Source organism: Ligilactobacillus equi DSM 15833 = JCM 10991 (genome assembly GCF_000615765.1).
GTDB classification, from domain to species: domain Bacteria; phylum Bacillota; class Bacilli; order Lactobacillales; family Lactobacillaceae; genus Ligilactobacillus; species Ligilactobacillus equi.
This window is the reverse complement of record NZ_BAMI01000001.1, coordinates 1-26,538: the sequence shown is the minus strand read 5'-3', so window position 1 is coordinate 26,538 and position 26,538 is coordinate 1. Positions and strand designations below refer to the sequence as shown.

The 26,538-nt window shown below is 41.5% G+C and carries 24 protein-coding genes, 1 tRNA gene and 6 pseudogenes; 5 read left to right on the top strand and 26 right to left on the bottom strand.

The features are described from left to right. The first annotated feature begins 49 nt into the window (after positions 1 to 49). From JCM10991_RS16330 to JCM10991_RS00150, 3 genes are all read left to right on the top strand, one after another. Positions 50 to 538: a hypothetical protein gene (locus tag JCM10991_RS16330; RefSeq protein ID WP_369384671.1), complete on the top strand. Its 489-nt coding sequence runs from the start codon at positions 50 to 52 to the stop codon at positions 536 to 538. Continuing rightward, positions 523 to 1,902: a YfhO family protein gene (locus JCM10991_RS16325; RefSeq protein WP_369384670.1), complete on the top strand. Its 1,380-nt coding sequence runs from the start codon at positions 523 to 525 to the stop codon at positions 1,900 to 1,902. The genes JCM10991_RS16330 and JCM10991_RS16325 overlap by 16 nt, the downstream gene beginning before the upstream one ends. A 63-nt stretch (positions 1,903 to 1,965) precedes the next feature. Next, positions 1,966 to 2,448 carry a GNAT family N-acetyltransferase gene (locus JCM10991_RS00150; RefSeq protein WP_025020217.1) on the top strand — a complete coding sequence of 161 codons (483 nt, stop codon included), beginning with the start codon at positions 1,966 to 1,968 and terminating at the stop codon, positions 2,446 to 2,448. A 47-nt stretch (positions 2,449 to 2,495) separates the two neighbouring features. Here JCM10991_RS00150 and wecB read toward each other — a convergent pair. Next, positions 2,496 to 3,637: pseudogene (wecB, locus tag JCM10991_RS11905) on the bottom strand (non-hydrolyzing UDP-N-acetylglucosamine 2-epimerase). Between the two features lie 113 nt (positions 3,638 to 3,750). On the opposite strand from wecB, the pseudogene JCM10991_RS11900 reads away from it, so the two are divergent. Then, positions 3,751 to 4,985 (top strand): annotated as a pseudogene (locus tag JCM10991_RS11900) (aminopeptidase). A gap of 70 nt (positions 4,986 to 5,055) precedes the next feature. On the opposite strand, the gene JCM10991_RS00135 reads toward JCM10991_RS11900, so the two are convergent. The 3 genes from JCM10991_RS00135 to JCM10991_RS00125 form a co-directional block, all read right to left on the bottom strand. Continuing rightward, positions 5,056 to 5,129: transfer RNA gene (locus JCM10991_RS00135), tRNA-Arg, on the bottom strand. A 49-nt stretch (positions 5,130 to 5,178) separates the two neighbouring features. Continuing rightward, a complete protein-coding gene (locus JCM10991_RS00130; protein WP_025020216.1) occupies positions 5,179 to 6,483 on the bottom strand; it encodes a DEAD/DEAH box helicase in 1,305 nt (434 codons plus the stop codon). Between the two features lie 24 nt (positions 6,484 to 6,507). Next, positions 6,508 to 7,509 (bottom strand): Gfo/Idh/MocA family protein, encoded by a 1,002-nt coding sequence (locus JCM10991_RS00125; protein WP_025020215.1) that lies wholly within the window; start codon positions 7,507 to 7,509, stop codon positions 6,508 to 6,510. Between the two features lie 226 nt (positions 7,510 to 7,735). On the opposite strand from JCM10991_RS00125, the gene JCM10991_RS00120 reads away from it, so the two are divergent. Continuing rightward, positions 7,736 to 8,110 (top strand): DUF4828 domain-containing protein, encoded by a 375-nt coding sequence (locus JCM10991_RS00120; RefSeq protein ID WP_023860153.1) that lies wholly within the window; start codon positions 7,736 to 7,738, stop codon positions 8,108 to 8,110. Between the two features lie 149 nt (positions 8,111 to 8,259). On the opposite strand, the gene JCM10991_RS00115 is transcribed toward JCM10991_RS00120, so the two are convergent. From JCM10991_RS00115 to JCM10991_RS11870, 22 genes and pseudogenes are all read right to left on the bottom strand, one after another. Next, positions 8,260 to 9,171: a DMT family transporter gene (locus tag JCM10991_RS00115; RefSeq protein WP_025020214.1), complete on the bottom strand. Its 912-nt coding sequence runs from the start codon at positions 9,169 to 9,171 to the stop codon at positions 8,260 to 8,262. Between the two features lie 73 nt (positions 9,172 to 9,244). Beyond that, complete coding sequence (locus tag JCM10991_RS00110) at positions 9,245 to 9,595, bottom strand: PH domain-containing protein (RefSeq protein ID WP_025020213.1); 351 nt, start codon at positions 9,593 to 9,595, stop codon at positions 9,245 to 9,247. Beyond that, positions 9,585 to 9,956: a TetR/AcrR family transcriptional regulator gene (locus JCM10991_RS00105; protein ID WP_025020212.1), complete on the bottom strand. Its 372-nt coding sequence runs from the start codon at positions 9,954 to 9,956 to the stop codon at positions 9,585 to 9,587. Before JCM10991_RS00105 ends, JCM10991_RS00110 begins: the two co-directional genes overlap by 11 nt. A gap of 100 nt (positions 9,957 to 10,056) precedes the next feature. After that, complete coding sequence (locus JCM10991_RS00100) at positions 10,057 to 10,980, bottom strand: L-lactate dehydrogenase (RefSeq protein ID WP_025020211.1); 924 nt, start codon at positions 10,978 to 10,980, stop codon at positions 10,057 to 10,059. 112 nt (positions 10,981 to 11,092) lie between these two features. After that, positions 11,093 to 11,359 (bottom strand): hypothetical protein, encoded by a 267-nt coding sequence (locus JCM10991_RS00095; protein ID WP_025020210.1) that lies wholly within the window; start codon positions 11,357 to 11,359, stop codon positions 11,093 to 11,095. Positions 11,360 to 11,397: 38 nt separating this feature from the next. Then, positions 11,398 to 14,042: pseudogene (alaS, locus tag JCM10991_RS11895) on the bottom strand (alanine--tRNA ligase). Between the two features lie 257 nt (positions 14,043 to 14,299). After that, complete coding sequence (locus JCM10991_RS00085; RefSeq protein WP_025020209.1) at positions 14,300 to 15,646, bottom strand: DEAD/DEAH box helicase; 1,347 nt, start codon at positions 15,644 to 15,646, stop codon at positions 14,300 to 14,302. Positions 15,647 to 15,725: 79 nt separating this feature from the next. Then, entirely contained in the window at positions 15,726 to 16,811 is a 1,086-nt protein-coding gene (gene dinB, locus JCM10991_RS00080) for a DNA polymerase IV (protein WP_025020208.1), read from the bottom strand. A 41-nt stretch (positions 16,812 to 16,852) separates the two neighbouring features. Continuing rightward, positions 16,853 to 18,319 carry a glucose-6-phosphate dehydrogenase gene (gene zwf / locus JCM10991_RS00075; RefSeq protein WP_023860162.1) on the bottom strand — a complete coding sequence of 489 codons (1,467 nt, stop codon included), beginning with the start codon at positions 18,317 to 18,319 and terminating at the stop codon, positions 16,853 to 16,855. A 138-nt stretch (positions 18,320 to 18,457) separates the two neighbouring features. Next, on the bottom strand, positions 18,458 to 19,069 hold the full coding sequence (locus JCM10991_RS00070; protein WP_025020207.1) for a DUF1349 domain-containing protein: 612 nt from the start codon (positions 19,067 to 19,069) through the stop codon (positions 18,458 to 18,460). Positions 19,070 to 19,139: 70 nt separating this feature from the next. Beyond that, positions 19,140 to 20,099, bottom strand: a complete 960-nt coding sequence (locus JCM10991_RS00065; RefSeq protein WP_162149478.1) for an acyltransferase family protein — start codon at positions 20,097 to 20,099, stop codon at positions 19,140 to 19,142. A gap of 205 nt (positions 20,100 to 20,304) precedes the next feature. Beyond that, entirely contained in the window at positions 20,305 to 20,616 is a 312-nt protein-coding gene (locus tag JCM10991_RS00060) for a hypothetical protein (protein WP_025020205.1), read from the bottom strand. Positions 20,617 to 20,859: 243 nt separating this feature from the next. After that, on the bottom strand, positions 20,860 to 21,252 hold the full coding sequence (locus tag JCM10991_RS00055) for an IS110 family transposase (RefSeq protein ID WP_023860167.1): 393 nt from the start codon (positions 21,250 to 21,252) through the stop codon (positions 20,860 to 20,862). Positions 21,253 to 21,806: 554 nt separating this feature from the next. Then, entirely contained in the window at positions 21,807 to 22,013 is a 207-nt protein-coding gene (locus JCM10991_RS00045) for a hypothetical protein (RefSeq protein WP_023860168.1), read from the bottom strand. A gap of 341 nt (positions 22,014 to 22,354) precedes the next feature. Next, complete coding sequence (locus JCM10991_RS00040) at positions 22,355 to 23,662, bottom strand: nucleotide-binding domain-containing protein (protein ID WP_023860169.1); 1,308 nt, start codon at positions 23,660 to 23,662, stop codon at positions 22,355 to 22,357. Between the two features lie 16 nt (positions 23,663 to 23,678). Further along, positions 23,679 to 23,924: a hypothetical protein gene (locus JCM10991_RS00035; protein WP_023860170.1), complete on the bottom strand. Its 246-nt coding sequence runs from the start codon at positions 23,922 to 23,924 to the stop codon at positions 23,679 to 23,681. Beyond that, positions 23,902 to 24,387, bottom strand: coding sequence for a GmrSD restriction endonuclease domain-containing protein (locus JCM10991_RS11890; RefSeq protein WP_035191247.1), 486 nt, complete (start codon positions 24,385 to 24,387; stop codon positions 23,902 to 23,904). Before JCM10991_RS11890 ends, JCM10991_RS00035 begins: the two co-directional genes overlap by 23 nt. Next, positions 24,387 to 25,334, bottom strand: a pseudogene (gene tnpC / locus JCM10991_RS11885) (IS66 family transposase); the annotation flags it as partial. The gene JCM10991_RS11890 and the pseudogene tnpC, both read right to left, overlap by 1 nt. Beyond that, positions 25,291 to 25,523: pseudogene (locus JCM10991_RS15060) on the bottom strand (transposase domain-containing protein). The pseudogenes JCM10991_RS15060 and tnpC, both read right to left, overlap by 44 nt. Before the next feature lie 55 nt (positions 25,524 to 25,578). After that, positions 25,579 to 25,871, bottom strand: a pseudogene (gene tnpB, locus JCM10991_RS11875) (IS66 family insertion sequence element accessory protein TnpB). A gap of 46 nt (positions 25,872 to 25,917) precedes the next feature. Beyond that, positions 25,918 to 26,100, bottom strand: a complete 183-nt coding sequence (locus JCM10991_RS15595; protein ID WP_025020202.1) for a hypothetical protein — start codon at positions 26,098 to 26,100, stop codon at positions 25,918 to 25,920. Between the two features lie 141 nt (positions 26,101 to 26,241). Beyond that, positions 26,242 to 26,538, bottom strand: a 297-nt coding sequence (locus JCM10991_RS11870; protein ID WP_035187678.1) for an LPXTG cell wall anchor domain-containing protein, incomplete at its 5' end; no start/stop codon positions are given.

Sequence of the window (26,538 nt, the reverse complement as noted above, 5' to 3'; positions counted from 1 at the left end):
TTTAGTTATGTTTCTCTTACCATTCTTTGGAGCCCTTTTCAACGGAGGCATGTCGCCTTCCAATCGTTGGTCTTTAATGCTGTGCTTACCTATGGCATTGGCGGTCTGTCTCTTACTAGAAGAAGCACCAAACTTATCAGCTCGAACCTTAAAAATTTTTAGTCTGGCAACCCTAGTTTATCTTATCTGGATTAGTGGAAATTATTTCTTTGACAATGATCAAAAAATCTTTATTCCGATTATTTTCCTCTTAGTGACCCTTGGCTTTCTTTACGCTCAAGCTTACCAGATAAATAGACACCCCCAGACCTTAACCGGTTTGGTTTTGATTAACCTACTGCTTAACATCGTCTACTACGAAGCACCTTATAACGGTGGTTTCACTGACGAGGCCTTAGCCACTGGAACTTACGAAAAACTCGCCAATAACCGTTACGATGGCTTAGACAGCGACCTTACTGCTTCAGATAACTACCGAGTATCAACCATCTCCACAACTACTATTTGGGAGCTAACTATGATATGTATAACACACTAAATGCCAGTGTACACAGTATCACTTCCTACTACTCCTTACAAAACAAGTATCTAGGTAACTTCATGCGGTCCTTACAAAACATTCAATACGAAGCGACCCGGCCGACTCAACAAGTCGATGACCGTAGCATTTTGAACAACTTCTTAGGAGTCCAATATATCTTTAGTAAAATCAACCGTGATAACTCCCAAAAAGTCCCAGCCAATTACTTTTTAGATCGCACGAGCCGGAAAATTACAGATGTTAATGGTCAAAGTAGTCATGACCAACAAACCCGCCGTTATCGCACAAACCTAGCCTTCCCTTTGGTTTACTTCCAAAACCAAGTTTTCACGCCTCAACACTACCGCCAATTAACAGCCTCGCAAAAGGAACGGGCCTTGGCTGAAGGAGTCCTGGTGAGTCAAAAGGCAAGCCAAAATTTACCTAAGAAAAACTTAAAAGATGTAACATCACAAGTTATCGAAGTTCCTATCAAAATTGTTTCGAGTCGTGGCAACCGTATCAGTAGCCAAGACCTCATTAAAGAAGATACTAATGAACGCTATCAAATCTTAGTGGCACCAACTTCAAAAGACTTCAGCGCTAAAGATCGCCAAGAGCTCTTAAAAAAATTGGCCAACAGTGAAATTCATCTCGAAGTGACCAATATTAAATACCATCCTTTCAGTCTCCAAGAACAATTGGCTTTAGAAAAGCGTAACAACTACTACGCCCAAACCAATGGATTCATGGACCAAAATCTTTTGGCATTAAGATATAAATACTTCCACTACCACATCTTACAGGGCTCACCTGACCCTAGTTACACATTAGCCTTTGAAACTCGTAATGGAACGGAAGAAATCGTGCAAAGAAAACAAAGTTCAACCTCCTTTTACCAAGTTATTAAAAACGGGACCGTCAACCTTGGATCCTTTAGTGAATTACCAAGTAGTATCACTTTTACACCGTCCAAACTCGGCCACTACGACTTCAAACTTAAACTTGTGGCCTTGCCATTAGGAGAAAACTCCAGCTACCAAAAACAAGTCCAGGCCATTCAAAGACATAGTCTCCAAAACTTTAAGGTTACACCAACTGGCTTCTCAGGAAATATCACCATTAATCATGCGGGAATTTTAACTTCCTCTATTCCTTACAGTCCTGCCTGGCAAGTTAAGGTAGACAACCACAAGCAAACAGTGCTTAAAACCAACCAAGCCTTTGTTGGCGTGAAGTTAAAACCAGGAAAACACCGAGTGCAATTTAGTTACACCATTCCTGGATTGAAGGCCGGCTTCTATCTCAGTGGCTTGGGGCTAATACTCTTAGCCATCAGCGCTTTGATTAGTCTGTTTAACCGTAGAAGAAAATCAGTTTAGCCTTGCTATTTGTACACATATTTCTTAGAATAAAGCTAAAAATCTGTGGAGGAATTTAATTTTATGCTTATTCGTCCTATCACGGCTAATGATGATGCTGCCATGGCCGCCATCATCCGCCAACAATTGAAAAAACATCATTTAGATATCCCCGGAACAGCCTATTTCGATTCCGAACTCGACCATCTTAGTCGCTTCTACCAGGTCACAGCTGATCGTGCTTATTTTGTTATCTGCGATGAAATGGGACAGGTTTGTGGCGGAGCGGGGTTTGCCGCTTATGATACGCATCATCATATTGCTGAATTACAGAAGCTCTACCTCGACCCTGCGGTTAGTGGTCAAGGACTTAGCTATATCTTAATGGAATATGTCATGAATGCAGCGCAGAGTGCCGGCTACCAACAACTTTACCTGGAAACTCATTCCAACCTTCAGATAGCTCTGCACCTCTACCGCAAGCTAGGCTTTAGCGAACTTGAAAGGCCCTTACAAAAAACAGTCCACCCAACTATGGACTACTTTTTTCTGAAAAATTTAACTTAATCAGTAACCCAAAAACAGGAAGGTCTGCATAACCTTCCTGTTTTTACTTAAATTTCAAAAGCGTTAGGAGCCGGCTCTCGCCTATTAAAGTAGTGAGCTATCGCTTGTAAAATGCGTGTAGAAGCTTGGCCATCTCCGTAAGGATTCTTGCTTGGGCCATCTTTTGGTAAGCCACTTCATCATTTAAAAGCCCTTCTAGAGCAGTTTTGACCTTATCGGGTTGGGTTCCCACGACTTTCAAAGTTCCAGCCGCTACCCCTTCTGGTCGTTCAGTAGTGTCCCGCAAGACCAAAACCGGCTTGCCTAAGGAAGGGGCTTCTTCTTGGACCCCACCAGAATCCGTCATAATCAGGTAAGCATGAGCCGCAAGATTATGGAAATCTAAAACATCGAGCGGTTCGATCAAATGAATTCGAGGATGATTACCTAACACACGGTGAGCGACTTCTTGGACAACTGGGCTAAGGTGAACCGGATAAACAACTTCAATTTCAGGATGGGCTTCCACTTCTTGACGTAAAGCCGTTAGGACCCTTTCCATTGGTGTGCCTTGATTTTCCCGCCGGTGCATAGTTACTAAGACCAACTTCTTTTGAGGATCTAAGTTTGTTAAAATTTGATGCTGATAATCAGCACTAACCGTTTGTTTCAGGGCATCAATAGCTGTGTTCCCTGTAACATAAATATTATCTCGATAGTGACCTTCTTTGAGCAAGTTTTCTTGGCTCAAACTAGTTGGTGCAAAGTACAAATCCGTTAACACATCCGTCATTTGCCGATTCATTTCCTCCGGATAAGGTGCATACTTATCCCAAGTTCGTAAGCCCGCTTCCACATGACCCAAGGGAATTTGTTGATAAAAAGCAGCCACACTAGCAGCAAAGGTCGTCGTTGTATCCCCGTGAACTAAGACTATATCAGGCTTAGCTTCTTGCAAGACTGCTTGAAGCTTGATTAAGACGTTAGCCGTAATATCTGTTAATGTTTGTTGATGGTGCATGATATCTAAATCATAATCAGGTTGGATAGCAAAGATTTTTAAGACTTGGTCTAACATTTCGCGGTGTTGGCCGGTCACCGTGGTAATAGCCTCAAAACGTTCATCTTCTTGAAGCGCTTTGACAATAGGGGCCATCTTGATGGCTTCCGGACGAGTCCCAAAGACCGTCATTACTTTAATTTTCTGCATCAGAAATTCCTCCGTATTTACTATTGTCTTTATTATAGCAAGCTTATTGCCAAAATGCGCGCTTTCATGATATATTTAATTAGACAAACAATTAAATTAAAGTGAGTGATTTCATGTCTATTCCTAATTTTGATGAAAAACTAGTTAAATACGCCCAACTGATTACCAAAGTTGGGGTTAACATCCAACCCCAGCAAGTGGTCATCCTTTACATTTCTGTGAGCCAACAAAAATTAGCTCACTTAATTGTTGAAGAAGCCTACAAATTGGGCGCTGGTAAGGTGATTGTGAAATGGTCTGATTCCTTTAACACCCGCCAATTCTTGACTAACGCCCCGGAAGAATTTTTGACCAATATTCCTGACTACCAAAAAGCTGAAGCTCAATACATCGCCGAACACAAAGCTGCTCGGATTTCAGTTATGTCTGATGATCCTAACGCTTTAGGGGGTGTCGAGGCTAGTCGCATTGGTGCCTACCAAAAAGCCCTTGGCAAGGCAAACTTACCTGTCCGCAAGGCTACCCAAAACAATGATTTGAGCTGGACCGTCGTGGCCGCTGCTGGTCAAGAATGGGCTCAAAAAGTCTTCCCCGACCTTAGTCCAAAAGAAAGTGTCGACCGACTCTGGGAAGAAATTTTTAAGACTTGCCACCTCAATGAAGGTGACGACCCCGTCGCTGTTTGGCAAGCCCACGACCAAAAATTACGTTCTAAAGCTGAATGGTTGAACCAAGAACAGTTCTCCGCCCTCCACTACACCGCACCAACGGCTGACTTCACAGTTGGTTTACCTGAAAATCACATTTGGGAAGCTGCTGGTTCCTTGAACAGTGACGGTGTTGAATTTATGGCCAATATGCCAACTGAAGAAGTCTTCACCGCTGCCGATTGCCATCGCATCGATGGTTATATCTGCTCTACTAAACCCCTTTCTTACGCAGGTTCTGTCTTAGAAGGCATGCGTTTTGAATTTAAGGATGGTCAAATTATCAAAGCCACGGCTGAAAAAGGCCAAGCAGTTCTCGATCACCTCTTAACAATTCCGGGGGCCAAAAGCTTAGGGGAAGTTCCCTAGTTCCTGATCCTTCTCCAATTTCGCAATCAGGGATTACCTTCTTCAACACCCTCTTTGATGAAAATGCTAGTGACCATCTCGCTTTGGGATCCGCCTACCCAACTAATGTCCAAGGTGGGACGAAAATGGATGATAAAACGTTAATGGAGCACGGTCTTAACGTTTCAGAAACTCACGTCGACTTCATGGTGGGGTCTGCCCAAATGAACATTGACGGTATCAAAAAAGATGGTACTATCATCCCGGTCTTTCGTAATGGGGACTGGGTTTAAATAAAATTGCCTACACAAAAAGCTATCCATTCAACGGATAGCTTTTTTGTATTTAACCAGAAATAATCAATGTACCTGATCGGAATTGAACCGATGACCTACCGCTTAGGAGGCGGTTGCTCTATCCTGCTGAGCTACAGATACATACTATTATCTCTTATAGTATAAAAATTTTTCTTTTTAAAGTCAAGGTTTAGTCTGTTTGTTTTTTACGACGCATCCCTTTATTCTTTTGGTCCCGCTTGCGCTTTTTCTTACGCTTAGGCTTGACTTCCGCAATCTTGGTATCAACTTGGGCCTTATTTTTAACCTTGTTTTTTTTGATGGCTGGCTTGGAGGTTTGCGTTTGCAAGTCTAATGGATCACCTGTACGGGCGTCCAAGTATCCAATCTCATCTCGGAGGGCCAGATGTCCTGCCATTAAGAAAGCCGGACTAACGCGATAGTCACCAGTCCGCAAAATTTGCCGAAAGTTCCGCAAAGCATGCTCATTTCCTAGATTAATCACCATCCCGGTCGCGCCCATCCGGCCAGTTCGTCCACTACGGTGAATGTAAGTATTAATGTCACGCGGTAAATCATAATTAATCACAGCGGGTAAATTAGGAATATCCAGCCCGCGGGCAGCAATATCTGTGGTAATCAAAAGCTTAATTTTGCGACTTTTTAAAGCTGCTAAGGCTTGTTGACGTTCAACTTGCCGACCTTCACCTGATAAAGAAGCTACCGGTACTTTATGATGCCGTAACTTATCGGTTACTTCTTTTAAGGTTGACGTTTGCTTAACAAAGACTAACCCCGCAAAGTCATCCAAGTTGGCTAAACGCCGCAAGGCATCTGTCCGCTTACGTACGGGAGTTTCAATCAAATAGTGCATTACTTCACCTTGAGTGTCGTCAATTTTGCGTACATCTTTAACTACTACATCAACACCAAACCAACGATGTAATTCATCTAAAACCGGCGTGGTAGTGGCTGAGAAGAAAGCTAATTGACTATCTGCGGGACCGCGACTTACTAAATCCCGCACATCAGCCAAGGTTTCCTTTTGCGCCAACATTTCATCGGCTTCATCAACTACGACCGCTTGAAGCTTGTGAAGCTTTAACTTTTTGTCATTGGCTAAGTTCAACAAGCGCCCTGGTGTCCCTACAATAATTTCGGGGCGTTTTTTAAGCTTTTCTTGTTGCCGTTTAACATTAGCACCCCCAATAATAGCTAAGACACTTAAGTCTAAGACTTGGGCCCAAGTCCGTACTACTTGGGTAATCTGACTGGCCAATTCTTGGGATGGCGCTAAAATCAATAATTGCACTCCATCACCCGGCAAGATTTGCTCTAATAAAGGCCAGGTATATGCCAAAGTCTTCCCCGATCCCGTCGGCGCTAGACCCAAGACATCTTTACCTTGTCGTAAGTCATCATAGACGGCGGTTTGAATAGGCGCTAGGCGCGTAAAACCTTCCGCAGTAAATTTTGCTTCAAATTTTGGATTCATTATATTTAATATATCCTTTTCTCTCTATTTTTCGTCATCGAAGACAATGCCGGCACTTTGCCGAAGGTCATAAAGAACCTGATTGACTTCTTCTGCTAAAGCCAACCATTGGGCTGCTTTCTGACGATTTTCAGGTTGATCTCGGTTAACTAAAATTTTTCCAAAAACCATTGCTTCAGCTAAGAGCGGATTTTCATCCACTAATCGACCTCCAATTTTAACTTCAGCCCGTGGACCTACTAACTTAACGTCCGTCAATTCAGCCGCATTATCCATAACAATCGTTTCCTTGCGACCATAAATCTCACCAGGAAGGTAGGAGTTCATCGTCTTACCAACATGTAAAATCAAATCAAAGTCAGGATAGTGTAAGATAGCCTCCCCACTACCATCCACGCCCGATTTCAACATGTGGGCCTTGTATTCCACACTAGCCGGTTTACCGAACCAAGCCACAGCATCATAAACTAAGTAAATCCCCAGGTCTTGGAGAGCTCCTCCGGCAAATTTAGTGGTAAAGACGTTAGGTTCTTCTCCAGCTAAATAGGCATCATACTTGGAGGAATATTTCATATACGTTAAGTGCCCCCCTTGCTTCATTTCGAGGCTCGCCACGGCTTCTTGAACCACTTGAAAGGCTGGTTCATGTAGATGTCGAGCAGCTTCAAAAAGGTAGTTTTCAGGATGTTGGGCTAATAGATCCTTTACGGCCGCCATTTGCTTTGGGTTAATTACCATTGGTTTTTCTACAATCACATCTTTACCTGCTTCCAAGGCCAACTTGATTTGTTCAAAGTGCAAGCTGTTGGGTGAAGCAATGTAAACCACTGAAAAATCACCTTTTTGGAAAAATTCCTGTATACTAGTATACGTTTGCGCTGGGTATCCTGTCTTTTCAACGAAGGCTTGACCGCTTTCCTGGCGCCGGGAATATACCGCTGTTAATTTATAATAATCTGCACTTCTAGCAGCTTTCACAAAGCTTAAGGCAATTGCTCCTGTTCCGATAACTCCTAATTTTACCATAGATTTAACCTCACTATTCAAAAAAGTTCTTCAGCTAAATTATAACAGAAATTCCCACTAAAATCTTTTATTATATAAAGCGGTTTCAATGTCAATTTTATGACAAAGTTTCATTATTGCTAAAAAAACGTTCCCCCCTTTTGCTTCGAAGACAAGTGGTATATGATAGGTATAAATAATTTTAGAATTAGTACATAACCATTTATGGACACAGGGGGATTTATTGATGGAAGAGAAAGGCGGTATTGTCGTGGCTAGAGTACCTTTTTTAGAACATATTAAAAACGTGTTGCACCGTTCTAATAAGCACGTTGCTAAAATTACTGTAGCCACTATACCTCTAATTTATGTTGGTAACTGGGTTTTTACTGATGAAGAAAATGGACGCCAACATCACTTAGAAATAAGCGCCGATTTAACGATTTCTTTAGACCGACGTCAACTCGCCGGAAAAGTCATTAGTATTGATAACAAAGAACTTGTTTTTTTAGATAACTACGGCTACCAACTACGAATTGATGCCGTAGATAATCATCCCATTAGTGTTTACGATGAAGCCGATAATCGCGTCTACCAGCTAGGAGATTCACCTTTAGCTTAAGTCAGCAATTGCTGGCTTTTTTATTTTGCTTGCAAGTATTCGCTATGACGGTAGAAATAAATTGCAGTTGCGAAAAACAAGCTCCCTCCCCGTAGTTATTGGAATTACCAAAAGGCTGAAAGAACGCTAAAAACGTAACTTTCAGCCTTTTATCTTGGCATATTTTTTTGATTGCGATAAACCATCAGGATATCCGGTATTTGGGCGCAAATCACTGCTAGAAAAACCAGAATACCTCCGAAAAATTCACGGCCTGTTAATACTTCCCCTAAAAGAATAAAGCCCGCTAAGGCCGCAAAAACCGACTCTAAGCTTAGAACCAAGGCTGAGGAAGCTGGATCAGCATATTTTTGCCCCACAATCTGCAAGGTATAACCCACACCACTAGAAATAACTCCGGCATAAATAATTGGAACTAAAGCTTCGAGGAAGTTAGCCCAAGTCAAACTATCAAAAACTAAGGCACAAAGTAGAGCTAGACTCCCAGCCACCACAAACTGGAGACAAGAAATCATCAAGCTGTCCAACCTGCGATAGCGGTCAATAACCAGGATATGGAGGGCAAAGAAGAAGGCCGAGGCGACATTTAAAATATCGCCAAAATAAATTTCATTTAAGCCTCGGGTCAAACATAAAAAGTACATCCCACAGATACTTAAAACTACAGCAACCGCAGTTAAAAAATTTCGGTTGCGTCCGACAATCCAAGCCATTACAGCCACAAAAATTACATAGGTTGAGGCTAAAAAGCCAGAACGTCCTGAAACCGCAGCGGTCGCTGGGTAGGAAGCAATCGCTGATTGTTGGAAACTTTCGGCAATGAACAAGACCAGTCCAATCCAAAGTCCTCCTAACCACAATTGCTTGCTAGCCGGAGGTAATTGGCCATGACTCTTACGCTTTAAGAGAAAAATTCCTAGAAAGGCAACCGCTAAGAAATTCCGGGACGCATTAAAGGTAAAGGCCCCAATGACATCTCCGGCCTTATCCTGGGCGACAAAGGCCACACCCCAAATCAAAGCTACTAATAGCAAAATCAAAATTCCTTTGAGTTTTTTCACAAGTTATTTTCATCCTTTCTCACCAATTCAAAAAAGCCGCGTTTATAACCCGGCCTTCTTAGTATAACGCACTTTAAGTTAGCTGACTATTGATTTCATCCACCAATTTTCGAGGATTTTCTACCCCTAAAACCAGAGAGGTATAGTCCTCATCACGCAAAGTAATGACCACCACTTGGTCTTTTAGATTTGCATTATAGAAAACTTTTTCACCAGCTTTCACAAAAGTTCCGGCATAATATCCCCCAATAGCCGTTCCGCCCAGACGTAGCCCCCTCTTTTCTAAGAGCATACCATTATCTAAAGTTGCCCCCCTGACATGACTGAGTGGCAACGTGATTTGGCCTTTTAAAGCCCAGATTTTATGCAATCCTTGCGGTGCCACGATTAATTTATCACCTTGAATGTCAACTTTATTCTTCATCACTATCAACTCCTAAGATTTGACTGCGGGCTAAAATCAGTTGCCCTAACTTCATGGTCACTTGGGTCGCATTTTGTTTTTGGTACCATATTTGAACCATCCGTTTAATTTGGGAGTCACGAGCACTCAACTCCATCATAGCAATTAGAATCAATTGGTCGCTTAATTCGTTCTCCTCCCAAGCTAAAGCCGCCCGAAACATACCCAATTTACTGCCAAAAGCAGCGTATAAGCTTCCCCGCAAGACACCCGTGGCCTGAACTAAATTATCCATAGAGGTCGCCTCATATCCATACCGGACAAAGACCTGCGTGATTTGTTTTAAAACCAAGTTTTGATCAAATTTTTTCTTTCTTCCCATAAATCAATGGTATTATTTATTGACCAGTCAGTCAATTTTTGTTGAACAAATAAATAAAAATTCACATAAAAAAGCCAGCCGTAACTGACTTCATTCTGGCCTAAGCCATAGATTCTTGATACTTGGTCTTGATGTAATCCGCAGAAACTTGAAGTTTTTTCAATTCCTCCGCTGTTAAATCAAGCTGGAGTTGTTCCACCACCCCGTCGGCTCCCACAATAGCAGGATATGAGAGGTAACATCCATACTCTTCCCGATAGTTGGAAACTGGCAATTCAGTCATGGCATTGGACATGATGGTGTTGGCCAAGCGAACAGCTGCCGTTGCCACCCCATAGTTGGTGTACTTTTTACCGTGGAAGACCGTATGGCCCCCGACTTTAGCTTCATGATCCAAAGCATCCAAATCCAAGCCCCGACCTTGGGCAAGTTCAGTAATAGGCTGCCCTAAAACTCGCACTGTAGACCAGGCAGTAAATTGGGAATTTCCGTGTTCTCCTAAGTTGTAACCCACCACGGAACGTGAATCAATCCCTAATTGTTCGGAAACGGCTCGTCGCATCCGGGCTGAATCAAGAAGCGTCCCCGTCCCAATCACGTGATTTTTAGGTAAGCCTGTTACTTCTTGAAAGATAGAAGTAATTACATCGACTGGATTAGTGATGACAATAATCTTACCTTGATAATTAACCGCCTTAAGTTTTTGAGCTACTTCCTGGGCGTTCTTGCTGGTAAAAGGTAATTCGACGAAACGATCATCACCAGCATTGTCCTGCAATTTAATGTTCCCCAGGGCGGAAATTACTACATCCGCATCGGCAAGTTTTTGATAATCATTCGTGTAAATATCCATCCGGTGAGGAAGATTAGCCATGGCATCCCGAAAATCTAGGGCGTCAGCCTCCACCTTAGCGCTGTTCTTATCAATTAAAACGAGTTCGTCCACAAAGCCAGCAGACACAACATAATGAGCCACCGCAGCCCCTACGTTTCCCATTCCGATTACACCAATTTTTCGTGCCATCTAAATCACTCCTCTTTCTTTTAGTTTATCTCATAATACACTCATTTTTATCATAAAACAATAAATTTTTCTCATTTAATAAAAAATCCCGCGTAAGCCAGGATGCAAAAATTTATTTTTCCAAGTCAAAAGTCTTGGCTTGACGTAATTTAGCGCGTTTTAAATCAAAATCAACCGCCTTAACTAAATCATTATATTTTTGGGCGAAGTCATTGTAAGCTTTTTTATCAACCACGACCCCATTTTTCATGGCCTTACTTAAAACCAAGCTCATCCCATTTAACTTGTTCAAAATTGTTTGTAATTCATCGACTTCTTTTTGGGTTTGGTATTGTAACTTTTGTGATAATTCTTCTGGCTTCATCTTTTGTCCTTTCATACGAAAAGAGCCCCCAAGGACTCTTCCCATAATAATTTTTATTTTTCTGCTAACCATTCACTAGCTTTGGCTAGAGCTTGGTCAATTCCTTCTGGTTTCTTACCACCGGCTTGGGCCATGTTAGGACGACCCCCACCGCCACCACCAACAAGTGGTGCAATGGTCTTGATTAAGTCACCGGCCTTTAAACCAGCCTTAACAGCCTCATCTTGCACCGCAGCAATCAAGTTCACCTTGCCATCTACAGCAGTCGCTAAGACTAAGACATCAGACAAACCTTGGCTCTTCCATTGATCAGCCAATTGACGTAATTGGCTCATCCCAGAAACGTTAACTTGGGAAGCAATCAAACTGTAAGTACCAATCGTTTGCACATTTTCAAAGACGGACTTGGCCTGTTGGCTGGCAAACTTGTCTTCCAAAGCTTGCTTCGTAGCTTCCAATTCCTTGATTTGGGCTTGTAAGGCTTGAACCTTGTTAGGCACTTCCTTAATTTGTGCAACCTTCATTAGCGTAGCGGCTTCTTGGAGTAAATGATTACGGCCTTCTAAGAATTCATAAGCCTCCTTGGAAGTTACGGCTTCAATCCGACGGACACCAGCGCCGACCCCTGATTCAGAAACAATCTTGAATAAACCAAGTTCATTGGTGTTATCCACGTGGTTTCCCCCACAGAATTCCATAGAGTAGTCGCCAGCCTTCACGACGCGCACTTCATCACCATACTTATCGTCAAATAAGGCAATTGCCCCCATCTTCTTGGCGGATTCTAAGTCAGTTACAACCGTTTCCACAGCCATATTCGCCCAGATTTTTTCGTTGACAATAGCTTCAACTTTGGCTAATTGTTCTTCCGTTACGGCTCCTAAATTAGTGAAATCAAAACGCAAGTAAGTTGGTTCCACTAAAGAACCAGCTTGGTGGGTGTGACTCCCTAAGACGTCGCGTAAAACTTGGTCTAGGAGGTGGGTTGCCGTGTGATTCTTTTTCACCTTGTCGTGGCGTTCTACATTTACTTCTAAGCGGTAGCTGGACTTCTTAGTCATATCAGCTAACGCCATAATTGTGTGCATGTTTTGCCCGTTTGGTGCGTGTTGCACGTCTTCAACTTGAGCAACAGTCTTACCTTCAGCATTCTTAATAAAACCAGTGTCAGCCACTTGTCCCCCCATTTCAGCATAAAATGGAGTCTTATCAAAAATGACTTGCGCTTTTTGGCCAGCAGCTAAGCTGTCCACTAATTCATCTTCAAAGATAATGTCTTCTAAGATACCATCGCAAGCTAACTTGCTGTAACCTACGTATTCAGAAGGCGTGGTGATATCAGTCAAGAGGGCATTTTGGACACCCATGGACTTCGCTGAAGAACGTGCAGCGCGGGCCCGGTCTTTTTGTGCTTGCATTTCGGCGTCAAATTCATCTTTAGCCACCGTTAAACCTGCGTCATTAGCATATTCTTCTGTTAATTCAAATGGGAATCCGTAAGTATCGTATAACTTGAAGACTGGCTTACCTGGTAAAACGGATTGACCGGCTTCCTTGGTTTTAGCAATTAAGTCATCTAACATCGCAACCCCATCTTTTAAGGTTTCTTGGAAACGGTCTTCTTCCATGCGAATCACCTTTTGAATGTATTCCGCATCACGTAAGACTTCTGGGTAAGCTGATTCCATAATCTTACCAACGACAGGTACTAATTGGTATAAGAAAGCCCCGTTAATGCCTAACTTTTGCCCGTGCATCACAGCACGACGGATTAAACGCCGGATAACGTAACCGCGACCTTCATTGGAAGGTAAGCCCCATCGCCGATGGCAAATGTCACCGCCCGCGCGTGGTCGGCAATCACCTTAAAGGACACGTCAGCAGTAGCATCATCCCCATAGTGCTTACCTGCAGATAATTCAGCCGTCTTGTCAATGATTGGTAAGAACAAGTCAGTTTCAAAATTAGTCTTAGCGTGTTGGAAGACAGAAACCACCCGTTCAAGTCCCATCCCCGTATCAATATTTTTGTGAGGAAGATCTTCGTAAGTACCATCTGGCTTGTGGTTAAATTGGGAGAAGACGATGTTCCAAATTTCTAAATAACGCTCGTTTTCACCACCAGGATAGTTTTCAGGGTCATCTTCAGCCACGTCAGAGAATTCTTGCCCACGGTCAAAGAAAATTTCGGAGTCGGGACCAGAAGGACCTTCCCCAATATCCCAGAAATTATCTTCCATTTCCACAATATGGTCTTCAGGCAAGCCAACTTCCTCTAACCAAATACGCTTAGCATCCGTATCTTTAGGATAAACGGTCACGTAAAGTTTTTCTGGTTCAATAGCATACCAGTCTGGACTAGTTAAGAGTTCCCAAGCCCAAGTGATGGCTTCTTTTTTGAAGTAATCGCCAATGGAGAAGTTCCCCAACATTTCAAATAAAGTATGGTGGCGAGCAGTGTGGCCTACATTTTCAATATCGTTAGTCCGAATTGATTTTTGGGAAGAAGTCATCCGATGGTTCTTAGGTACAACAGAACCGTCGAAGTACTTCTTCATCGTGGCAACTCCGGAGTTAATCCAAAGTAAAGTTGGGTCATCCTTAGGCACTAAAGGTGCAGAAGGCATGATGTCGTGACCCTTAGTTTTAAAGAAATCAAGGTACATTTGCCGAATTTGGGCACTGGTTAATTGTTTCATGATATTTCCTTTCTGGACTTAAAAAGAAAAAACACCGTTGAAAAGTAAGGACGCCTAAGCGCGGTACCACCTTACTTGCCAACGATGTTTCGTTTGCCTCTTTAAGCTTTTTATTTACATATTTACTAGGTAAGGAGCATTAACTAAGGCGCCTAGGTTCTCACAGCAACCGAACCCTTTCTTGAAGGCCATACTTTAATTAACATGTCTTACAATACAGTCAAGTATAGAAAAAAATCCGCTCACTGTCAATTCTTTTAGTAACGATTTTCTGCTTTATTTTTCTTACGAATAGCACGCATCTCTTGACGTCGTTCAATCCGACGCCGTTGTTGTTCATTCTTCTTGATGGCGCGCTTAATCTTATTCTTGTAACCTGGCTTTTTCTTCTTCTTAGCCTTGGAAATCATTCCTTTCAGCTCTCCGGCCACACTTTGCTTACGAGTCCGACGTTTTTCCCGACGGTTACGATCATAAGAATCCACCACTTCACCGTTGACTAATTTCTTAGGCTTGAAGTTAACCCCCATCTCTTCGAGTTCTTCAATCAAATCTTCTTCATTAGGCGCATATAAAGTCATGGCAATTCCGGACATACCATTCCGACCGGTCCGCCCTACCCTGTGCACGAAAAACTCCAAGTCTTCAGGCAAGTCATCATTAATCACGTGAGAAACCCCTTCGATATCAATCCCGCGGGCCGCCAAGTCAGTGGCAACCACGTATTGGTATTCCAAGTTTTGCACAGCTTTCATGATTCGTTTTCTTTCTCGTGGTTGAATACCCCCATGAATCTTGGCAACCTTGAGCCCTTGTTTACGCAGATAATCTGTTAGCTCATCTGCTCTAGTCTTGGTATTGGCGAAAATTAAAGCCAAATAAGGTTCTCCCATCGTTAAGAGCTGGTAAATTAATTGATTCTTGTCACGACCCTTGGTAGAAATCAACCAGTTGTCAATTGTCGAAGAAATTACGGTCTTATTTTCAATGACTTCAATCACCGGATTAGACATATACTTCCGTAAAAAAGGTTTTAATTTTTCCGGAATAGTAGCGGAGAAGACCAACATTTGTAAGTCTTGTGGTAAAGTCGCCGCAATGGCATCCGTTTCCTTCAAAAATCCTAGGTCCAAAGTCATATCCGCTTCATCCACAACCAAGTAGTGGGCATTGTGAATATCTAGAGCATTTTCCCGCACCAAATCTAAAATCCGTCCCGGTGTTCCAATCACGATTTGAGGTTGACTGTGCTTGAGTTTTTCAATTTGCCGTTTCTTGTCCGTCCCCCCCACATAGTTGTGAACCGAAATTTTATCATTATGGGCTGCAATCTGCTTAGCAGCCTCGTAGATTTGGTAGGCTAATTCCCGACTTGGTGTTGTGATAACGGCTTGAACTTTATTTAAATCTTCATCAATATTGTTGAAGATGGGTAATAAGAAGGTGTGAGTCTTCCCACTACCGGTTTGGGATTGACCGACTACACTTTTTCCTTTGCGAATCATAGGAATCAAGCGTTCTTGCACCGGTGTAGGCTCGCTAAAGCCAATCGCTTGTAAAGCCTCGTTAATGAACGGCTTTAAATTAAATTCTGTAAATTTCAATGTTTACTCCTTATATATCTACTTTCGTTCTTTTTACTCTAACTAATTAATTTTACCCAAAAAAGCCCCAGATTTCAAGCTAGCCCCAAAGGTCTAAGGTAATGTTTTCAATTTGCTTTTCTTCTAAACCAGTTGCTGTTAAACCCAAAAGGCGGACATCGTAAGGTTCACTAACCTGAATTTCTTCAAAGAGCGTCTCTGCTCGGGCAACCAGGATTTCGACATCGTTTTCCAGAAAATCTTTTTGACTATAACGCTTAGTCATCGTTTCAAAATTGCTGTTACGCACTTTTACCACCAAGCTTTGGGCTCGTAACTTCTTTTCCTCTAACTTGGCAACAATCTTGCTAGCTGCACGCTTAAAAAAGTCATTAACCTCCACCAAGGTCGTTAAACCCTGATCAAAGGTCCGTTCATATCCAAGAGATTTACGCTGTCGCTGGGCCTGGACTGGCCGATCATCAATCCCACGCGCACAATTGTAAAAGAAGAAGCCTTGTTTACCAAAATGTTGCGTTAAGAAGTTTAAGTCTTGGGCCCGTAAATCCGCTCCGTCTTCAATGCCTAGTTTTTCCATTTTCTCTTTAGTTTTAGCCCCCACTCCGCGGAACTTTCCAATCGGCAAAGGCAAGAGAAAAGCATCAATATCTTCTTGAGAAATCATGGTAAAACCCATAGGTTTATTGTATTCACTAGCTAACTTGGCCAAAAACTTATTAGGGGCCACCCCTACCGAACAAGTCAAGCGCAGACTTTGATAAATTTCTTGTTGTAATTGATGGGCTAAAACTACCGGTGAGTCAAGCTGACGCTTATTATGAGTCACATCCAGATAGGCTTCATCCAAAGCTACCGGTTCAATGACATCGGTAAAGCTGTGGAAAATCGCATGAATTTCCTGGGAAATTTGACGGTATTTTTCAAAATCTGGGTTTAAAAAAACGGCATCCGGACAGAGCTTGGCAGCCTGAGCTGTTGACATGGCTGAATGAACCCCGTAGGCCCGGGCTACATAGTTGGCTGTCGCCACTACACCACGACCATTGGAATGTTTGGGATCACGCCCAATTACCAGAGGTTTTTGAAATAAAACCGGGTTATCCCGCATCTCGACAGCTGCATAAAAGGAGTCCATATCCACATGAATAATTTTTCGAGTTTCCAATTTTTCCTCCAAAAAAAACCGACCCTGCGGCCGGCTTTACCTTAAAATTCCCAATGGTTACCATCTTTTTCTAAGAGCGCATCTGCTGCTTTTGGCCCCATACTCCCACATGAATAGTTAGGAAAAATCATATCATCGATATTCTTATCCCAAGCTTGACGCACAGAATCAATGAACTTCCAGGAGTATTCCAATTCCTTGGAAGAAGCAAAATTTGAGGCTTTGCCTTGTAAAACATCCAAGATTAATTTTTCATAAGCTTCTGGAATGTTGGCCCTTTGCTCGGCAGGCACACTGTAATTTAAGTTCAAACTATTCGTATCATATTCATAAGAGTGACCAATGGTCTTTGAGTTGAGTTGTAAGCTCAACTTCGGTTCTGGATCAATCATGATGTGCAAGACATCGTGACGTAAGGTATTATCACCTTCACCAAAGACATTATTTGGTACTTGTTTGAAGACTACATCCACGCGGGTTGCTTTTTCACGCATCCGCTTCCCAGTCCGAACATAAATCGGTACTCCAGCCATATCCATAGTGTTGACTTCCAATTTCCCAGCTACAAAAGTTTCGGTCATAGAGTCTGCATCCACCATATCTTCTTGGCGATAGCCAGGTTTATCAGAACCGGGACCATACTGACCACGGACGAAGTTTTGCGCTACTTCTTCCGGCTTGTAAACTCGTAAAGACTTTAAAGCATTGATTTTAGCATTACGAATATCGGTATCCGTGAAGCTGACAGGCGCTGACATGGTCAGCAAGGACACAATTTGCAAGGTGTGATTTTGAATCATGTCGCGTAAAGCCCCCGCCGTATCATAGTAACCGCCCCGTTCTTCGACCCCTAAGGATTCTGACAAGGTTACTTGGATGTTACTGATATAGCGGTTATTCCACAAGGCATTGAAAATATTATTTCCAAAACGAATAGCAGGAATATTTTGCACCATTTCCTTACCCAAGTAATGGTCAATACGGTAAACTTCCTCTTCGGGGAAAGCTTGGGCGATTTCTTCGTTTAAGACCATGGCACTTTCATAATCGTGGCCAAATGGTTTTTCAACAATCACACGGTTGTAACCGGTCGTTGTCTTTAGGTTTTGGGACTTGAGGTGTGCGGCAATCGTCCCAAAGAAACTTGGTGACATCGCTAAGTAAAAGACGCGATTACCACCGATTTGGTACTTATCATCCAACTTATCAGCCAATTGCTTTAAAGTTGCATAGTGTTCTGTATCATTGACATTATGTGATTGGTAGTAAAAGTGGCTGGCAAAGTCTGTTGCTTGGCCATTGATATCTTCGGCATCCCCCACCGCATTGATAATAATTTCACGGTAGTAGTCATCACTCCAAGGACGGCGTGCCGTTCCAATTACTGCGAAATTATCTTTTAAAAAGCCCCGTTTATACAAATTAAATAAGGAAGGGTATAACTTGCGTTGCGCTAAGTCGCCCGTCCCCCCAAAGATAACGATGAGCGCCTTTTCTTCTTTTCTCATAGTAATCAAGCACCACTTTCTGTTTTTATTGCTACCATTACTGGCTAAATCTAACTTTTATTTTACTAATTATCTCTTAATAAAACAAGTAATTTAGCTCAAAGTCCCCATGAGTTACTTACCAAAATATTAATAAATTTATTGTTCCACATCAGGGGCCTGACCATCGTGAGCTAACCATTGACAATCCATGATTTCAAAATTGGTAAATTCCGCTACAAAAGATGAATCTTCTGGACTGCAAGCATACACTCCAAAACTAATTTCATTTTTAACTTGAGACATGTGACAAATCCGCATTTGCTTGAAAGTCACTCCATCTTCCGAGCATTCCAAGCGAAAATCAGCCCCTCGGCGACTGAAACGATACCACATAGATTTAATATTCGCAGGAATCTCAGTCGTGGCCCAATCCGAATAACCTTGATTAGTTACAACGCTACCAAGATGTTGAAAGTCTGCGCTTTCATATTCGATTGAGGCCTTCAACCAGTTATCGCTATCCAAATACATAACTACACCACATTGATCGAAACGGTGATGACTGGCAAAATTAGTCTTCACCACAAAAGAAAAAATTTTTTCAGTAGTCTTCACCTGTAAAACCGGTGCATTATCATTACGGAAATGATAATAAGTCCGTTGCCACAAATCCGTCCCCGGTTCGGTTACAATTTTAATTTTTTCATCGGTAATTTCATATTCCCGTGGCGCCCGTATCCAGTACCATTCTGTTGCTTTAATTTTCAAACTTTTTCCTCCCAAATTAGTTATTTGATTTTACCAAGCAATAATTTTTATAACACAATTTGCATTAGTTTTATTTAATTTTCCGTTGCCAAAGCTGACGAAAACCTAAAATAAGCGTAAATATCATTAAATCTAATGCCACACGTAGAATTAACTTCCAAGGTCCATTAACCCAAACGCCCCACCAGGTCCAGTACAAATCAAGGGAGTGGATACACATCAATAGGAGTGTATGGCGCCCAAAAACTAATAATTTTGAACCATAAGGTAAGCATAAAATTCCCCGTGACACGTAGATAATTACCAAACTACTTAGCAATGCCACTAATACTGATAGGAAAAAGCCTGGATAATGACGAATAGAAATTTCAATGTGAAATCTTTGCTGTCCCGCTAAAATCCAAATCACAGTAGAAATTACTAACACATAACGTGCTAACTTCGACCCAATAAAATGACTTTCCCTCAGCCAGCGACCAAACCACATGAAGAAAGGAATTACTAACGCTAAATCCAAATCTTGAGGTAGCCACACTTTAAACGCTATCGCCATCCCGAGTGCAGATAAAACTAGGTACACTAGACCGGCATACCGATAGTTTGAAACTAAGACGCCGACACCATCATAAACCAAAATTCCATAGAAAAACGCAAATAGGAACCACATAACTCCTACACTCGCCACTTGGTTATTATTCGAGGCCCAATACCAATTCCGCAAAAAAGATTGACTCAGTTGTGCCCAATCGCCATGACCAACTATGTTAGCTAAAACCATTTGCACTAAGAGCACTATGACCGCCAACAAATAGATTTTCTTAAAAGATTTCCAGAATTTCTTACCCCAAGCCGCCCAAGTTGTTACTGGCCGTGAGGTATAGCCTGATAAAATAAAAAAGATTGGCATGTGGAAACAATAAATCAAAGACGCCAAGAATCCTTCTGAATTTAGCTCGTGACCGGCAATCATCCCCAAAATTGCAAGCGCCTTGGCCATATCGACCCATTCTATTCTTTCTTTTTTATGCATTACTTTTTCCTTCCAATCGCTAATAATCTTTTCCATTTTACCATAGTTCCAAATAAACTACCTTCTAGCCAACTAGAAACTGGAAATAATTAGCTTTTCCAATAATTTTTAGAACTAGCAATGACAAAAACCTTAAGAAATCAATATTTTCGAAAATATAATTTCTTAAGGCTTTAAATTGCAAAACTTTTCTAAGTTTCGTTATTTACTTAATCTTGTGTTTATTCATCTTTTCTTCAAAAATCCCGGTAATAATTTGCCGAAGCTCTTCACGTTCTTTCTCTGGTAATTCGCCAGGTCGTTTAGCAACAGCATATAGTTCCGGATTCTGGTTCTTAATTCTTTCAACTGTTTTAGTCGTCGCATGTTTGCGGACAAAGAAAGGAATTTTTCTAATCCAGCCTGCTGGAACCAACGCTAAAATTTTATCAGCCGCTTCCTTATCATCAATCACCGCCGTCGATAATCCCGTTTTTATTTGTTCTTGCTCTTTTTCGGTAAAATCTTTAAGTTCCATAAATATGTTATCCTTTCAATTATTTTTGCCTTTATTATACACCAACTACTACATACAATGTCATTAAGTTTAGCGAATAGCATTGGGTAAGCACATCAGTAATAAGTCAAGAAAAAGTTTAACTTATTTTTGAAAGTAAAACCTAAATTAGGGTGCACTCAAATAAGATCAGCCGTAAAAAGCGCTTTTATGAACTGATTAAGGAGTTATACGCATAAGAAATTAGTTCTTATCTCCATTCACCTACTTTGGCACATAGAGTTGGTGTTCACTTAGTAGAGTGTACACCAAGCGCGTAAATTTCCTTGCGGTCATTGTGACTGCTAGTTTGTATTTATTGCGGGTGACTTCGTCTGCTTCCTTTTGATAGAATGCCTTATACTCCGGCACATACCTTATAACCGAGTTTGCGGCCTCAACTAAGTAATACCACAGGAAATGGTTACCCGTTCGCATAAGGGGAGTATTTTCTGATTGACGCTTACCTGAATTGTGTTTTTTCCAGGTTAATCCAGTATATTTCGCTAAGTTGGCTTGGTCTGCGAATCGATCAATTTGACCAATTTCAGCTAGAATACCACCTGCGTAAACCGGGCCTACGCCCGGGATACTTTCCAGACACTTGTATTCTGACATTGTTTGTACAAGGTCTTCAATCGCCTTGTCAAACTCTTTGATAGATTTCTTTAATGGCCTGATTTCACGGATTGATTACCGAACTCATATCTTAGCTGCTTAAAATATATATTTTTTTGTTGCACGTCATATTGGCTTTAAGTAACTAGACACAAAAAAAGGACTAACTTTCGCTAGTCCCCACGCTTACAGTTAGGTAACCAGCCCAACCATTTGTGCGTTAGGTCTAACCAACCCGTAGCACTAGGGAGGAGGAAAACTCCTGATGTCAATTTACGTTTTATTCATCATTGTGCCAGTTGGTACAATCAAAAAGGTACTTAAGAAGTTACTCAAGTCTTGGCTTGAAGACTAATTAAGTGCTGGGTGCTATCCTTAGGGTAGCGCCTTTTTTAGTTTTCAGCTTTTTTGTCATCATTGTATAATAGAATTTTTAATTCTAAAGACTATTCTTTCTCGTCTTTATGCCAACCAAAAGTAGTTGCAAACATCGTTGTTAAAGTAAGTAAGTAGACGACAACTAAACTACTTACTTTTGCTTCAACAGTTTGCGGTCATTGCTTAGAAAACGACTTCTTTGTAGCTACTTGGGCTACTTGTTTCAAAATTGGTTTAGCCACTTGAGCTGTTGCTAGCTGGGCTTGTACTATTTTGTTATAGTCCTTCGCATTTGCCAAACTGTCAAGATATGCTTGTTTAACTTCTAAATCTGCTTGTGCTTTTTTGACTGCATCTTGGGTAGCATAACGCCTCATTAGCATGGTTATAATTTGCTTGCGCCCTTGAAGTGCTTTATTTTAATGCGACACTAGTGATAATAGACAAATCACTGTGCCTCAACATCAGCATTAACTGGATATATGTTACAGTGGGCCATTCAACCCCTCACCAATTTTTAATCAAATTGTGTGCGTTCGAGGACGGTTACGGATTTAACGTGTCCCGGTACCCTTGCCGTCTAGCCTAAGACATTACCGAAAGCTGCCAAATCAACGTTCCTAGCATCACTCAACTTTTTACCGCTAATACCCACAATTGGCCCATCACGAACACACTTGTGTCTGATGGACCAATTTGGTTTATATCGGATTGAGGGAAACAGTCAATTAAATAATGTACTGATTGGAACATCTATTCTAGACCGTGCAACACATACTTCATTTTTTACGAGATAACATTCAACGTAGTGGTTCCCATTGAATTGTGAATGTTCTATCTTTTGATTATTTCCTTTTACTATTTGCCCTCTAATACAATTTCTTCTAATTGCTTCGTTTCCAACATTCCTAACCTTCCAAAAAACATCATAATCTCGACAATCGGTACTAGTTACTGAGAACCTTAGCTCTTTTTTGATACCAATATACATATTTGGAGATTTACGTAGCCAGAACGTTCTAAAACCGTTTTGAGAAATACGACAATCAATTTGAAGTGAATAACGTATATCAACCGGAAATACATCTTCAATAAATTCTTCTGTATTATCATATGCTTTTTTGAACGCTAGCGATTCTTCAGTTAGAAATTTTGAACTCTCAGACTTAGGAAAATCATTACCTAATATTTCCCTAAGAACATTATTCATATCATCTTCATTGCTCTCGGCATCTTGAATCTGCTTTAATGTTTTTTTTGCTTTTGATACAAAATTACCCTTGCTATTATTAAAAATTTTCTGATTACTACCTAACGCATACCAGTAACTTTGATTTTTATCTAATTTTCCTACATAATCTAAAATACTCTTGAAAATTTCTAAATAATTATCAAAAGAATAGTCATCCTCAAACGTACAACTATTAAGATAGTTAAATACAAATGTATCAATTAATAGACCACCAAATTTAAATCCCTCATTATTCTTCCACTCACGAATAATGTGACAAAAATTAATAAATGCCCCAGAAGACTTCTTGGAGGATTCCATACATTCTTTTTGTTCACTTAACGGATCAGTATATTTCCAACTTCCACCATTATGTGTATCGGGATATTTAAATCTTCCATTCGATTGCTTGAAAGCTGGAACTAATTCAACAGTGTATTTCGTAAATTCAATAACTACAACTTGTCCATCACCTTTTATAAAAGTTTTAGGATAACGTTCCTTCAGTATTTCTTTCACATTCTGTAGCAATTCAGATTGACCATTTGATTCATAACTATCATATTTTGAAAAAAGTGAATTCGGTAAATCGAATAATAGATCCAGATCACTGCTATTTTTAACAGCCGTCATTCTCCCCATCGAACCTACAATGTACATATGATCTTTTTCTTCACTGCTCAAATCATAGTATTTTGAATTTAATTTTTTAGTTATCTCCTTAATTGTAGTATCCATCTCGTCAGATAACTCAAAATTTTTAGAGTTACAAAAACTTTCAAAATCATTTGCTAAGGACATCTTCAGCTATCAGCTCCTATTTTCTAAGATGTTTAGGAAGCATCTTATTAAGTTCTATCTGTGTAAAGAATTGCTCTTCATCATCTTTTAAAGCTTTTTGTGCTCGATTATACGCTTCATCTGATATTTGTAATTGAGCATCATATATTTCTGCAGTTTTTAATAATAAAGCATCTCTTTTATCTATTATTACTGACTCAGATAACGATGTAAAATCAGTTAATAATGAAATATATTCCTCACGTATCTTCCATATCTTCATTAATCCGGTTAGCATTAGGGAGCTCAATTCGCCAGTCATTGTTTAGCCGTTGTGGCATAATGTGTTCAACCTGAGCATCATCAAAGTCGATGGTTTCCTTAGTTCGCGATTCTTCTAGAACTACTAATGCTAATTTAGCTAGATTATTTCGTAAACTGTACAAGTTAACATTCATCAAACTGTCCGCAAATTTTTTATCATCCGGGAAGGAAGCATTCAGTAATGAAACTAACCTTGCCCGATAATCGCCAGCTGCCTTTGTCTTATCACACAAGGCAATTACTGTGCGATTTAACCCATTAGTAGGGAGTTGACAGACCTTCAGTCGGAAAAGATAGCTTTCCATGATCCGAGCAACTTCAACCACATTATCCTGACTAACTTCACCCGTTGAAGCCATCTCCAGCATCGTGAAAAAGTAAGGATAAACCACTCGACTGTCCATGGCATTAATATGACGCAATACTTCTCTAGCAGAGGTCTTAATTCGGACTGACGCTTCTCGTACCTCTCTTCGGCGGAAAGGTCTTCCCAGGCGCGCTCTAGGCTAAACATTTGATTACAGTAATGGATCCCTTGATTAGCCACCGAAGTCGCGTCGGATTCTCTTTTAGGCAAGGAATCATGGAACTTCCGCCTTGCATGAGCCATACAGCCAACAAGAGTCACATCTTGCTGGCTTAATCGTAAATAGCCAGGATATTAATCACAATGAAGGTATCCGCTGAAGCCTGTGAGGAAATCCCACGCTTCCGCGCCTTTTCGTGATCCATGGTGATGTAGGACAATCGGCTTCTCGGCATGCTTGCCTGACAAGAAGGTCCAAATGTAGTCTTTGGCCCTCTCGCTATCCAAGACTCGATATGGTGTCTCATCTGCGTGAATGACATCCAGCTTTAGCGGCTCTTTTCTCAAGAGCTCGTATAGGCTGGAGAGGTAGTACTCACAAACCTTGATATGCCAATTCGAAACCGTCTTGTGATCAAGCGGAAGGCCCATACGCCGCAAGTCCTTCTCCTGTCGGTAGGCAGGAACCTTGAGAACATACTTCTGATAGATCGTATCAGCGATCAAAGAAGCTGAGCCAGGACTGTTGGTTAACGGAGCCTTGGGTACAGGAGCTTTGATAATCTTGTCGGCTGGTGCTTTATCACTGCAGTGCTGGCACTTGTAAGAGTGCTGGATATGATCGATTCTCTTAACTTGGGCTGGAATGTAGAGTAGCTCTTGTCTAGCACAGAAGCTGCCGATCTCTTTCAGTTCGTGCTGGCAGTCTGGGCAGGTAAGGTCATCCAACTGGTAATGAACCTCCTCGCCCGGCAGAGAGTCTAAGATATCTTGCTTTCTGCCGACTTGCTTGCGTCTCTTATAGGTAATAGTTTCGGTAATGCGAGGGCAAGTCCTCGTCATCTTGGGAGCGTTGTCTTCTTCAAAGAGGCTCAGCTAATCTGGGTTGACAGCTCTCTTTTCGGAAGACTTGCCGTAAAGCTTATTAGTCAAATAAGCAACTTGTTCAGTAAGAAGGGCAACCTGCTTGAGCAATTCTTCGTTATTTGCTTTAAGCGTTTCGATTAAAGCTAAGGTTTCTTTTTCGGTCATGGTTATTGTCCCTCCTTGATTCATAATCATGAGAATACCAGAAAAGCTCGTGAAATCAATACAATTCACGAGCTCTTGCGATATTAATTTTAGGATCAATGGTAAAGCCCTGCATCAAGCGCATGACTTGTTCATCGGACAACTCTCGAACTTCGTCTTCATTGTTTGGCCAGGCCAGCTTCCCGTTCTCGAAGCGCTTATAGAGCAGACAGAAGCCCTGGCCGTCCCAATAAAGTGCTTTAAAGCGATCTCTTCGGCTGCCGCAGAAGAGAAGACGCATCCGGAGAATGGATCGAGATTGAAGCTCTTCTTAACTATGTAAGCAAGCGAATCAATTCCTCGTCGCATGTCGGTCTTACCGCAAACAATGAACACTCGACCTAATTCAGCCAGATTAATCATGGCTCAAGAACCTGTCTACGACTTCGAGCATAAGCTCTCTAGTGGCATCACTGTAAAATGACAGCTCAACCCCATTGGACTTCAGATTAAGGACAAGCCTGTTCTTTGGAAGCTTATTCCTGGGCCTGATTCTGTCCTTCGGCAACTCGAGCGGTACGATTGGATGTTTAGTCATAATATCGTGTTCCTCCTATTCAATTGTTAAGAACAGTATATGACTATTGGCCGGCGGGTAATAGATACCGTGTTATTGGGCGCTTACGAAAAAAAGGCGGATGCCTCAATTCTTGAGATTATCTGCCTTTTTCGGGTTTATTTAGTTTTCCTTCTTCTTGCGCTTGAAAGCACCCAGGATGCCGATCCCGCCAAGAATAGAAGCAAGTCCTAAGCCAAAGGCGGCCTTGGAATTGTCTTCACCGGTTTGCGGCAGCTGGTCTTGAGCTTGCGCAGCCTTTTGGGCAGTCATTTCAGCAGGCGCAGCTTCCTTGACGCTGACCATCTTGGCCGGTTCAATCGTAGTATTGCCTTGATCGTCAACGTTAGTAACTTTGCCATTCGAATTACTCTTTTGGACATTGTCCTTAACCTGACTCTTTTCATCATCGGTTAAGTA

Bases quoted from the DNA above. Each gene is read 5' to 3' on its own strand.
- JCM10991_RS16330 (WP_369384671.1), top strand. From the start codon at position 50: ATGTCGCCTTCCAATCGTTGGTCTTTAATGCTGTGCTTACCTATGGCA.
- JCM10991_RS16325 (WP_369384670.1), top strand. From the start codon at position 523: ATGTATAACACACTAAATGCCAGTGTACACAGTATCACTTCCTACTAC.
- JCM10991_RS00150 (WP_025020217.1), top strand. From the start codon at position 1,966: ATGCTTATTCGTCCTATCACGGCTAATGATGATGCTGCCATGGCCGCC.
- JCM10991_RS00130 (WP_025020216.1), bottom strand. From the start codon at position 6,483: ATGAATCCAAAATTTGAAGCAAAATTTACTGCGGAAGGTTTTACGCGC.
- JCM10991_RS00125 (WP_025020215.1), bottom strand. From the start codon at position 7,509: ATGGTAAAATTAGGAGTTATCGGAACAGGAGCAATTGCCTTAAGCTTT.
- JCM10991_RS00120 (WP_023860153.1), top strand. From the start codon at position 7,736: ATGGAAGAGAAAGGCGGTATTGTCGTGGCTAGAGTACCTTTTTTAGAA.
- JCM10991_RS00110 (WP_025020213.1), bottom strand. From the start codon at position 9,595: ATGAAGAATAAAGTTGACATTCAAGGTGATAAATTAATCGTGGCACCG.
- JCM10991_RS00105 (WP_025020212.1), bottom strand. From the start codon at position 9,956: ATGGGAAGAAAGAAAAAATTTGATCAAAACTTGGTTTTAAAACAAATC.
- JCM10991_RS00100 (WP_025020211.1), bottom strand. From the start codon at position 10,980: ATGGCACGAAAAATTGGTGTAATCGGAATGGGAAACGTAGGGGCTGCG.
- JCM10991_RS00095 (WP_025020210.1), bottom strand. From the start codon at position 11,359: ATGAAAGGACAAAAGATGAAGCCAGAAGAATTATCACAAAAGTTACAA.
- zwf (WP_023860162.1), bottom strand. From the start codon at position 18,319: ATGAGAAAAGAAGAAAAGGCGCTCATCGTTATCTTTGGGGGGACGGGC.
- JCM10991_RS00065 (WP_162149478.1), bottom strand. From the start codon at position 20,099: ATGCATAAAAAAGAAAGAATAGAATGGGTCGATATGGCCAAGGCGCTT.
- JCM10991_RS00060 (WP_025020205.1), bottom strand. From the start codon at position 20,616: ATGGAACTTAAAGATTTTACCGAAAAAGAGCAAGAACAAATAAAAACG.
- JCM10991_RS00055 (WP_023860167.1), bottom strand. From the start codon at position 21,252: ATGTCAGAATACAAGTGTCTGGAAAGTATCCCGGGCGTAGGCCCGGTT.
- JCM10991_RS00045 (WP_023860168.1), bottom strand. From the start codon at position 22,013: ATGCTAATGAGGCGTTATGCTACCCAAGATGCAGTCAAAAAAGCACAA.
- JCM10991_RS00040 (WP_023860169.1), bottom strand. From the start codon at position 23,662: ATGTCCTTAGCAAATGATTTTGAAAGTTTTTGTAACTCTAAAAATTTT.
- JCM10991_RS00035 (WP_023860170.1), bottom strand. From the start codon at position 23,924: ATGAAGATATGGAAGATACGTGAGGAATATATTTCATTATTAACTGAT.
- JCM10991_RS15595 (WP_025020202.1), bottom strand. From the start codon at position 26,100: ATGACTAAACATCCAATCGTACCGCTCGAGTTGCCGAAGGACAGAATC.